The 9949-nt window shown below is 66.6% G+C and carries 8 protein-coding genes and 1 pseudogene; 8 read left to right on the top strand and 1 reads right to left on the bottom strand.

Going from position 1 to position 9949, the window contains the following annotated elements; all coding sequences use genetic code 11:
• Nucleotides 1–7 precede the first annotated feature (7 nt).
• The 4 genes and pseudogenes from DX03_RS09680 to DX03_RS09670 all read left to right on the top strand — a co-directional run bounded on the left by DX03_RS09680 (nucleotide 8) and on the right by DX03_RS09670 (nucleotide 5979).
• A complete protein-coding gene (locus DX03_RS09680) occupies nucleotides 8–2668 on the top strand; it encodes a glycoside hydrolase family 3 protein (protein WP_244880238.1) in 2661 nt (886 codons plus the stop codon).
• 10 nt (nucleotides 2669–2678) lie between these two features.
• Nucleotides 2679–4145 (top strand): annotated as a pseudogene (locus tag DX03_RS21535) (MFS transporter); the annotation flags it as partial.
• Nucleotides 4125–5141 (top strand): glycoside hydrolase family 43 protein, encoded by a 1017-nt coding sequence (locus DX03_RS21530; RefSeq protein WP_425598314.1) that lies wholly within the window; start codon nucleotides 4125–4127, stop codon nucleotides 5139–5141. The pseudogene DX03_RS21535 and the gene DX03_RS21530, both read left to right, overlap by 21 nt.
• Complete coding sequence (locus tag DX03_RS09670) at nucleotides 5131–5979, top strand: aldose epimerase family protein (protein WP_038688281.1); 849 nt, start codon at nucleotides 5131–5133, stop codon at nucleotides 5977–5979. The genes DX03_RS21530 and DX03_RS09670 overlap by 11 nt, the downstream gene beginning before the upstream one ends.
• A gap of 25 nt (nucleotides 5980–6004) precedes the next feature.
• On the opposite strand, the gene gcvA is transcribed toward DX03_RS09670, so the two are convergent.
• Entirely contained in the window at nucleotides 6005–6946 is a 942-nt protein-coding gene (gene gcvA, locus DX03_RS09665) for a transcriptional regulator GcvA (RefSeq protein WP_038688279.1), read from the bottom strand.
• A 101-nt stretch (nucleotides 6947–7047) separates the two neighbouring features.
• On the opposite strand from gcvA, the gene DX03_RS09660 reads away from it, so the two are divergent.
• The 4 genes from DX03_RS09660 to DX03_RS09645 all read left to right on the top strand — a co-directional run bounded on the left by DX03_RS09660 (nucleotide 7048) and on the right by DX03_RS09645 (nucleotide 9949).
• Nucleotides 7048–7902, top strand: a complete 855-nt coding sequence (locus tag DX03_RS09660; protein ID WP_081797212.1) for an MBL fold metallo-hydrolase — start codon at nucleotides 7048–7050, stop codon at nucleotides 7900–7902.
• Entirely contained in the window at nucleotides 7899–8759 is an 861-nt protein-coding gene (locus DX03_RS09655) for an MBL fold metallo-hydrolase (protein WP_038688275.1), read from the top strand. Before DX03_RS09660 ends, DX03_RS09655 begins: the two co-directional genes overlap by 4 nt.
• Nucleotides 8760–9171: 412 nt before the next feature.
• Entirely contained in the window at nucleotides 9172–9516 is a 345-nt protein-coding gene (locus DX03_RS21415) for a hypothetical protein (RefSeq protein ID WP_244880215.1), read from the top strand.
• A gap of 73 nt (nucleotides 9517–9589) precedes the next feature.
• Nucleotides 9590–9949, top strand: coding sequence for a nuclear transport factor 2 family protein (locus DX03_RS09645; protein ID WP_038688273.1), 360 nt, complete (start codon nucleotides 9590–9592; stop codon nucleotides 9947–9949).

Here is a 9949-nt window from a genome sequence, read left to right as displayed (position 1 = left end):
GACGCGCATGCCCATCGTCCGCACGCTGGCGCTATGCGCCGCCGCTGCCCTGGCGAACGCCGGTTACGCCGCCGCCTCCCAGCCCTGGCTCGACACCTCGGCCAGCTTCGAAACCCGGGCGGCCGCGCTGGTGGCGCAGATGAGCCTGGAAGAGAAGGCGGCGCAGATGCAGAATGCCGCGCCTGCCATCGAGCGTCTCGGCGTGCCGGCCTACGATTGGTGGAACGAAGGCCTGCACGGCGTCGCGCGGGCAGGGCAGGCCACGGTGTTTCCGCAGGCCATCGGGCTGGCGGCCACGTTCGATGTGCCGTTGATGGGGCAGGTGGCGACCACCATCAGCGACGAAGCGCGCGCCAAGCATCACCAGTTCGTCCGTGAAGGATCGCATGGCCGCTATCAGGGGCTGACCTACTGGTCGCCGAACATCAACATCTTCCGTGACCCACGCTGGGGGCGGGGCCAGGAGACCTACGGTGAGGACCCGTACCTCACCGCGCGGATGGGCGTCGCCTTCGTGCAAGGCCTGCAGGGCGACGACCCGGTGTACCGCAAGCTCGACGCCACGGCCAAGCACCTGGCCGTGCACAGTGGCCCCGAGGCCGACCGTCACCACTTCGACGCCCGCCCGAGCAGACGCGACCTGTATGACACCTACCTGCCGGCCTTCGAGGCGCTGGTGAAAGAGGGGCAGGTAGATGCGGTGATGGGCGCCTACAACCGGGTGTACGGCGAGTCCGCCAGCGCCAGCCAGTTCCTGCTGCGCGACGTACTGCGCCGCGACTGGGGCTTCAAGGGCTATGTGGTGTCTGACTGCTGGGCCATTGTCGATATCTGGAAGCATCACAAGATCGTGCCCACCCGCGAGGCTGCGGCGGCGCTGGCGGTCAAGAACGGCACCGAGCTGGAGTGCGGCCAGGAATACGCGACGCTGCCGGCGGCCGTGCGGCAGGGCCTGATCAGCGAGGCGGAGATCGACGACGCGGTGACGCGCCTGTTCACCGCGCGGATGCGGCTGGGCATGTTCGATCCACCCGAGCGCGTGCGCTGGGCGCGGATTCCCGCGTCGGTGAACCAGGCCCCGGCACACGATGCGCTGGCCTTGAAGGCCGCCCAGGAATCGCTGGTGCTGCTGAAGAACGATGGCGTCCTGCCACTGTCACGCAGCCTCAAGCGCATTGCCGTGGTCGGTCCCACTGCCGATGACACCATGGCACTGCTCGGCAACTACTTCGGCACGCCGGCAGCACCGGTGACGATCCTGCAGGGCATCCGCGATGCGGCCCAGGGCGTGGAGGTGAAGTACGCGCGCGGCGTGGACCTGGTCGAAGGGCGCGACGATCCCGGTGCAACGCCGTTGATTGAAGCGGCCTACCTGCGCCCCTCGGCCGATTCCCCCGAACGCGGCCTGCGCGGTGAGTACTTCCGCACGGCCGATCTTTCCGGGACGCCGGCGCTGGTCCGCACCGATGCACAGATCGGCTTCCGCTGGGACCGGGGTTCACCGACCGACAATCTGTTGGCCCGCGGCGAGGCGGCGCCGGGGCAGGGCATTCCCAGCGACGGGTTCAGCATCCGCTGGCGTGGCCAGCTGCTGCCGCCAGTGTCGGGCCGCTACCGGATCGAGGCCGCTGCCGACGACGGCTTCCGCCTCTACGTGGACGGCAAGCGGGTACTGGACCATTGGGCCAACAGCGACCGCCTGCGCAGCGACGGCGTGGCGCTGGATCTGCAGGCGGGCCGTGCGTACGACCTGAAGCTGGAGTACTACGATGCCGAGCGCGACGCCGGCGTACGCCTGGGCTGGCGCATGCCGGGCGCCAAGCCGCCGTTCGAAGAGGCCGTCGATGCCGCCCGCAGCGCGGATGTGGTGGTGTTCGTCGGCGGCCTGACCGGCGACGTGGAGGGCGAAGAGATGACGGTCAACTACCCCGGCTTTGCCGGTGGCGACCGCACCGACCTGCGCCTGCCCGCGACGCAGCGCGCCCTGCTCGAAGCGCTGCATGCCACCGGCAAACCGGTGGTGATGGTGCTGACGGGGGGTTCGGCGCTGGCGGTGGAATGGGCCCAGGCGAATCTGTCCGCCATCCTGATGAGCTGGTATCCCGGGCAACGCGGCGGCACCGCCGTGGGCAACGCGCTGTTCGGCGACGTCAACCCGGGTGGTCGGCTGCCGGTGACGTTCTACACCGCAGACCAGGCGATGCCGGCGTTCGACGATTACACGATGGAAGGCCGCACCTACCGCTACTTCCGCGGCACGCCGCTGTATCCCTTCGGTTACGGGCTGTCCTATACCCGGTTCGACTACGGCAGGCTCCGCATTGATGCGCCCCGCATTGTCGACAACGGCGCGCTCAAGGTGCAGGTGGACGTGACCAACACCGGCAAGCGCGCGGGCGATGAAGTGGTGCAGCTGTATGTGCGACGCCTGGCCGCCGGAGCAGGGGACGCGCAGCAGACACTGCGTGGCTTCCAGCGCGTTCACCTGGCCCCGGGCGCGCGGCGCACCGTGGCGTTCAACCTGGACGCGCACCAGGCGCTGCGCGAGTACGACGAAGCGCGCGGCGCCTATGGCGTGCCGTCCGGGGCGTACGAGGTGCGGATAGGCGGCTCAAGCGCCGATGCCCGCGTGCAGGCCCGATTCAACGTGGAGGCGAATCGTGACTGATTCGCGCCCCATGGAGACACCCGAGCACACGCTGTCGATCCGGGAGAAGCTGGGCTACAGCCTGGGCGACCTTGCGGCCAACCTGATCTTCCAGACGCTGATCACCTACCTGGCCTTCTTCTATACCGATGTGTACCGGTTGCCGCCCGCCACGGCGGCCACGATCATTTTCGTGATCGGTCTGCTGGGTGCGTTTGTCTTCACGCCGCTGATCGGCATCGCGGCCGACCGCACCGCCACCCGCTGGGGAAAGTTCCGTCCCTGGATCCTGTGGACGGCGATCCCGTTCGGCGTGCTGTCGCTGCTGGCATTCAGTACGCCGGACCTCGGTGAGCACGGCAAGGTCGTCTACGCCCTGACCACCTATGGCCTGCTGATGCTGGTGTATGCGGCCAACAACCTGCCGTATTCCGCGCTCAGCGGCGTGCTGACCGGCAGCATGGCCCAGCGCAACAGCCTGTCGGCCTACCGCTTCGTGGCGGTGATGATCGCGCAGTTCATCATCCAGGTGCTGCTGTTGCCGCTGGTATTGATCCTGGGCGACGGCGATCGCGTGCAGGGCTTCGAGCGGGTGATGACAGTCTTCGCGGTAGTGGGAACGCTGTTCTTCCTGATCACCTTCGCCACCACGCGCGAGCGCATCGTGCCTGCCCAGGAACAGACGGGCGGGGTGCTGCAGGATCTGACCGACCTGCTGCACAACCGGCCGTGGAAAGTGATGCTGGCCCTCACCGTGCTGGTCTTCATCAACCTGGCCCTCAAGGGCGGCACGTACATCTACTACTTCCAGTACTACATGAGCGAAGCCGCATTGGCGGGCTTCCTCGACACCTCCGGCTTCAACCACTTCATCGGGGGATTGAACGCGACGCTCAATGGATGGGGTCTGTCCGGCTTCACCTGGCCGGAGGATCCGGCGACCTCTGCGTTCAGCCTGTTCAACGCCTGCGGCATCCTCTGCATGATCCTGGGCATTGGCGTGTCCCGCCATCTCGCCGATCGCTTCGGCAAGCGCAGCGTCTTTGGCGGCGCGCTGCTGGTATCCACCGTGTTTCTGCTTGCGTTCTACTTCCTTCCGCCCACGGCGGTTGCGGTGGGCTTCGCGGCCTTCATGCTGCACGGGTTCTTCTACGGCATCACCATCCCGTTGCTGTGGGCGATGATCGCCGACGTCGCCGATTACTCCGAATGGAAGAACCACCGACGCGCCACCGCGATCATCTTTTCGGCGATGTTGTGTGGCCTGAAGATCGGCCTGAGCATCGGCGGCGCTCTGGTCGCCGGCATTCTGGCGCACCACGGCTACCTGGCGGGCGCGGAACAGCAACCCCAGACCGTGGTGGACGGCATCCGCCTGACCGTGAGCGTGTACTGCTCCCTTCCGTTCCTGCTGGCGGTCGTGCTGCTCCTGCTCTATGAGATCGACAAGAAGATGGAAGCCCGCATCGAGCAGGACCTGCATGCGCGCCGGCAGGCGGGCAACGTGGATCACCTCACGGCACGCGCCATCTCCCAGCCGCTGGTGACCCACATCTACACGGCCGATCCGTCGGCCCATGTGTTCGAGGGGCGCCTGTACATCTACCCGTCGCACGACATCGACAGCGGCGCGCCCTTCGACGATGAGGGCGGTCACTTTGGCATGGAGGACTACCACGTATTGCGGATGGACACGCCCGACGGCGAGACCACCGACTGCGGCGTGGCGCTGCATGTCCGCGACGTGCCGTGGGCCGCACAGCAGATGTGGGCGCCCGACGCGGCCAGCCGGGACGGACGCTATTACCTGTATTTTCCGGCCAAGGACAGGCAGGGTATGTTCCGCGTCGGCGTAGCCGCGTCACATCGCCCGGAGGGTCCGTTCACCCCCGAACCCGAGCCGATGGAGGGGACGTACTCGATCGATCCTGCGGTGTACGAGGACGACGACGGCACGCATTACCTTTATTTCGGCGGCATCTGGGGCGGTCAGCTGCAGAAGTACCGGGACAACCGTTACGACGCGGCGCACGAAGAGCCGACCGGAGATGCGCCTGCACTCGGCCCGCGGGTCGGCCGACTCGATGTCGGTATGACACGCCTTGCCGAACCCACGCGCGAGATCATCATCCTGGACGAGCACGGGCAGCCGCTGCGCGCCGACGACCACGCGCGCCGGTTCTTCGAGGGACCGTGGCTGCACAAATACCAAGGGCGCTATTACCTGTCGTACTCCACGGGCGACACCCATCTGCTCTGCTATGCCGTGGGCGACAGCCCGTACGGACCGTTCACCTATGGCGGCGTGATCCTCACGCCGGTGGTGGGCTGGACCACGCACCACTCCATCTGCGCCTTCGAAGGGCAGTGGTACCTGTTCTACCATGACGCTGTGTTGTCCGGCGGGGTGACCCACCTGCGCTCGGTCAAGTGCACACCGCTGCACATGAACGCGGACGGCAGCATCCGGACGATCGACCCCTATGGCGCCTGAAACAGCAGTGCCCAAGGACGATGCGCAGGCCCCGATGCCTACCGGCCGCCTGCACTGGTTGCGGTCGGGCAAGTTGGAGATCGCGCTCGCCCCGGAAGCCGGTGGACGTATTGCCCAGCTCCGCTACGACGGCGTGGATTGGCTGGTGGGTCCGGACGAGGTGGGGCAGGCAACCATCGCGTGGGGGTGCTACCCGATGGTGCCCTGGGCCGGACGGATCCGGCAGGGGCGCTTCCGCTTCGATGGTCGGCGTTTCGGGCTGCCGGTGAACTTCGGTGGGCACGCCATCCATGGGGTAGGGTTCTCCCGGCCCTGGCGCATCGACAGCGTTGGTGCGGACAGCGCCACGCTGACGCTCGCGCTTCCAGAGGATGGCTACTGGCCCTTCGGCGGCGTTGCGACGCAGGCCATCCACGTACGCTCCAACCGGCTGGAGTTACAGCTCGCTGTGCAGGCCGGTGACCAGGCCATGCCCGCCGTACTCGGCTGGCACCCATGGTTCCGGAAGCCGGAGCAGCTGCTGTTCGCCCCCAGTGCGATGTATCCGCGGGATGCTGAGGGCATTGCCACGTTACCCTGCGGCAGCCCCGCGTCCGGGCCTTGGGATGACTGCTTCATCAACCAGGGCGACGTGACCCTGGTGTCGGCGGGCCAGCGGCTGCGGCTGCGGGCGGACACCGATCACTGGGTGGTCTACGACGGTGCGCCGCACGCAACGTGTGTCGAGCCGCAGACCGGACCGCCGGATGGTTTTACGCTGGCGCCGAATCGGCTGGAGCCGGGGCAGCGGCTGCAGCTGAGGTTCGAGCTTGAGTGGGAAGGCGACGACCTGGGGTAGCACCGGAACCGTCGCCCCCGATGTCTCAGGGGGGATCGCCGGCATCCAGACCCAGGGCAGGGAAGGTTGAGGCCTCGGCGTGTATCCAGCTGCAGAACGCGTCCGTCGCTGCCTGGCGGTGGCCCTTGGACGGCCGGATGATCCAGAACGCATAGGCATTGGGAAGATGGTTCTCAACGGGCCTCACAAGGCGTCCCCGGTGCAGATCGTCCTCTACCAGGGGCGCCAACCCCAACGCAACGCCGTGCCCGTGGATCGCGGCCTCCTGGGCCAGATAGATGCTGGGAAACACGGGGCCGGCGTCAGCGGATACGCCCTGCAGGGCAGCCGCCTGCAGCCACGCCGCCCAATCGGGAACGCCCGGACGTCCTTCAGCGCTTTGATCGTGGATGAACGCGACATTGGCGAGATCGGCGGGCGATGCAATCGGCTTGCGATCCTTCCGTGACGTGCCCGGGGCGCACACCGGAAACACCGGGGCGTCCATCAACTTCTCGACCTGCACGCCCGGGTATGTCCCCAGGCCGTACCGGATCGCGACATCGACCTGCTCCTGGCCAACGTCGACCAGCTGATCGGTGGTCAGCACCCGCACGTGGATGTCCGGGTGCGCCTCGTGGAACCGGTGAAGCCGGGGCGCCAGCCACTTCGCGGCGAATGACTCCATGGTGCTGACACGCAGATGGCCGGGTTCGGCCGGTGCGGCTCGGTCCAGTGCGAGATCGAGCATTCCGAAAATCTCGGCGAGGGACGCCGCAAGGGTGGCGCCCTGCGCGGTGAGCGTCACGGCCCGGTGGCCGCGCTCGAAGAGCTCGGTGCCCAGGTAGGCTTCGAGTCGTTTGACCTGGTGACTCACCGCCGCCGGTGTGACGAACAGCTGGGTAGCGGCCTTCTGGAAGCTGAGGGAGCGTGCTGCGGCCTCAAACGCTCTCAACGCATTCAAGGGAGGGGCGTGGCGCGGCTTCATCAGGCGTTCCTACCAGCACGGGTGACCGATCTTATCAGCTTAGTTTTAGTAACCTGAAGGTCAAATCTTCTCGTTTGTCGGCGTCTGCGCACCCGTCAATCATGGCGGCCTCCATTCAACGGGAAGCCGCCGTGCATCTGAAACCGCTGGGTCCGGACGTGTTCTTGTGCGTCGGCGAGGACCACCAATCCGTTGCGACCGTGTTCCTCGATGGCAACAACGCGCTGCTGGTGGATGCACTGGGAAGCGCAGCGGACGCGGCTGCGTTGCGCGTGCTGATCTGCGACGAGCTGGGGAAAACGGTGCGCGTCATCGTCGCCACCCATTTCATGAGCGACCACATCGCGGGGCTCTCGGCCTTCCCCGATGCCATGGTCATCGCGCACCGCAATTACCGCCACACCTTCCTGTCACAGAACCACCGCGTCGACGCGTTTTACCGCGAGCCGCAGGTGGTGTTCGACAGCGCGATGCGTATCCGCTGGGGCCGCCATGAGCTTCGCCTGCTGCACAATCCCGGCAAGACGATGGATCACATCAGCGTGGATGTTCCCACCGCCGACCTGGTCTGCGTCGGCGACAACATCGTGGGCAACATCGTCTACCTCTCAAAGGCCGACCCGGTCCAGATTCGAACGGCCATTGGTCGGGTGAAGCAGTTCGGGCGCGGCACTGTCGTCGGCGGACACATGGGGCGCTTTGACGCCGCCGTGCTCGACAACGCAGTGCACTACCTGGACCGGATCCGCCAGAACGTGTTGGCGATACGCGCGCAAGGCGAGGGTGAATCGCTGGCGTCCCGGTTGGCCACCCTTCGGATCGGGGACTGCCTGGCGCCCGGCGTCGAGGCAAGCGCGTTCGAAACGGCGTGGCATCTGCGCAATCTGGAGGCCATTGAAGTCCAGCGCATCTTTGAGCTGGACACCTACCTGGCCCGTTCGGCGGATGTCGCATGAGCGGCGACGTGCCAGAGGGCGCACGCATGGGCCGCCGCGTCTTTCTCTCCGGCCTCGCCGCTGGCGCCACGGCCGCGCTGTTGCCGGTCTCCCGCGCCGTCGCACGGCCAGCGTCGGACGACCTGCGGATTCAGCGGCTTGCGTGGGCGGGCATTCGCCTGCAGCTGCCAGGCGCAACCTTGTTCATCGATCCCCTGACCAACGCCGCGGAGTGGGGCAGGGCACTGCCCGATGTCCTGGTTCCCGTTGAGGGCGGGGTGGGCGACACGACGGTATTGCTGACGCACGTCCACTCGGACCACTTCGACGCCGGGGCGGTGGCCCAGGCGCTGCGGAACGGCGGTAGCTTGATCTACCCCGAGGGGACCCATCCGCTTCCCGTCCCTGCGGGCGCCCGGGCACGGCCCGCAACGCTTTGGGAGCCGCAGTTGCTGGGTGACTTCACCGCCACGGCGGTACCCGCCTCGGACGGATACGGCGACACTCAAGTCTCCTGGGTGGTGTCGGCGGCCGGCCGCCGGATATTCCATGGGGGAGACACAATGTGGCATGGCCACTGGTGGAAGATCGGCCGCCAGCTCGGACCCTTCGACGTGGCGTTCCTGCCGATCAACGGTGCCAGGTTCGGATGGCGCACGCCCGTCAGCGGGCAGCCGGGCGTCCTGACGCCCGAGCAGGCCATCGCCGCCGCCACCGTGCTGGGCGCGCGCACTGTGGTGCCAATTCACTACGGCATCTCGGGCGTTGATGCGTACCAGGAAGTGGACGATCCTTTGGGCGCCCTGATCCGGGTGGCGCGGGGAACGGCCATCGCGGTCCAATCAGTGCAGCCGGGGGCGTCGGTGGCGTGGCGTTGAAGTCCTGCTGCAACGTCGACGCGCCCAGCCAGAAGCCCCTCACCGCCACGGGAACCTGCATGAAGAACCTTGCCCTCGCTGCTTTCATTGCCTCGATCGTTGTCAGTCCCCTGTCCCATGCGACGGAGGATTCAGGGCCGTCGCGACCCTCGTTGGGTGCGCTGCAGCGCATCATCGAGTCCCGCAGTCCGGAGACGACGGTCGCCACGCCTGACCATGATCGGATCACCGCCCAACGCATCGATATCGTCGACGAGAACGGGGTGATCCGCATGACCCTTTCAGGCCGCACCCCGGCCCCGATCATCGACGGTATCCAATACCGCCGGGCGTTCAACGTCGCCGGGCTGGTGCTTTACGATGACAAGGGCAGCGAGCGCGGCGGCTTTGGCACCGCCGATGTGGCCGGGGGATGGCCGTTCTGGCCCTGGATCACCCGGCGATGGATGCCATCGGCTGGCGCGTCTCACCGGACGGCGAGGTGGCGTTCTCGATCAACCAGGCGCCGCCACTGCTGCGCGAACCGGCCCTCGGCAATCGCTTGGTTCCCGGGGTCAAGACGTCCACGCGCATCCGCATGCTGGTGGATGCAGACGGAACCCCTGCGATCGCGTTGAACGACAAGGCCGACAGGACACGCGTGCGGCTGACGGTAACCGAAGAAGGCTACGGCGCCATCGAGTTCCTCAACGCACAAGGGGAGGTGATTCACACCCTGGCGCCAGAGGCGGATGCGAAGCTGGCTAAGGCGCAGTAGATCCAGCGCTGAAGCAGGGTAACGGTGTTACACGGCACTTGGGGTTGAAGCGCTATCTGGAGAACTGACGCACATGCAGATTGAAGAATACGAAGAGCGGCTTCGCGTTGCCATGCTGCACAGCAATGTGGCGGAGCTGGAGGTCCTGATTGATGACGACCTGGTGTTCGTCGGGCCAGGGGGCGGCATTTATACGAAGGCGGATGACCTGCAGCTGCATCGCTCGGGGGCGCAACGCATGTCTCAAGCGGACTGGCATGCGGTGGAAGTGCGTTCGTACGGTACGACATGCGTCACCGTGGTAACTGCTGCGCTGTCTGGCACGCTCATGGGAGAGCCATTCTCTGGCCGGTTCCGTTATCTGCGCACCTGGATGCAGAAAGAGGGTGTGTGGCGCGTGGTTGCCGGTAGCGTGTCGGCGATCAGCGAATAA

Source organism: Stenotrophomonas rhizophila (genome assembly GCF_000661955.1).
GTDB classification, from domain to species: Bacteria; Pseudomonadota; Gammaproteobacteria; order Xanthomonadales; family Xanthomonadaceae; genus Stenotrophomonas; species Stenotrophomonas rhizophila.
The sequence above is the reverse complement of the archived record's forward strand: the minus strand, read 5'-3'. Positions and strand labels throughout refer to the sequence as shown.

Excerpts from the sequence above, each read along its gene's own strand:
- DX03_RS09660 (WP_081797212.1), top strand. The coding sequence starts at position 7,048 with ATGGCGGCCTCCATTCAACGGGAAGCCGCCGTGCATCTGAAACCGCTG.
- DX03_RS09645 (WP_038688273.1), top strand. The coding sequence starts at position 9,590 with ATGCAGATTGAAGAATACGAAGAGCGGCTTCGCGTTGCCATGCTGCAC.
- DX03_RS09655 (WP_038688275.1), top strand. The coding sequence starts at position 7,899 with ATGAGCGGCGACGTGCCAGAGGGCGCACGCATGGGCCGCCGCGTCTTT.
- DX03_RS09670 (WP_038688281.1), top strand. The coding sequence starts at position 5,131 with ATGGCGCCTGAAACAGCAGTGCCCAAGGACGATGCGCAGGCCCCGATG.
- DX03_RS21415 (WP_244880215.1), top strand. The coding sequence starts at position 9,172 with ATGGCCGTTCTGGCCCTGGATCACCCGGCGATGGATGCCATCGGCTGG.
- DX03_RS09680 (WP_244880238.1), top strand. The coding sequence starts at position 8 with ATGCCCATCGTCCGCACGCTGGCGCTATGCGCCGCCGCTGCCCTGGCG.
- gcvA (WP_038688279.1), bottom strand. The coding sequence starts at position 6,946 with ATGAAGCCGCGCCACGCCCCTCCCTTGAATGCGTTGAGAGCGTTTGAG.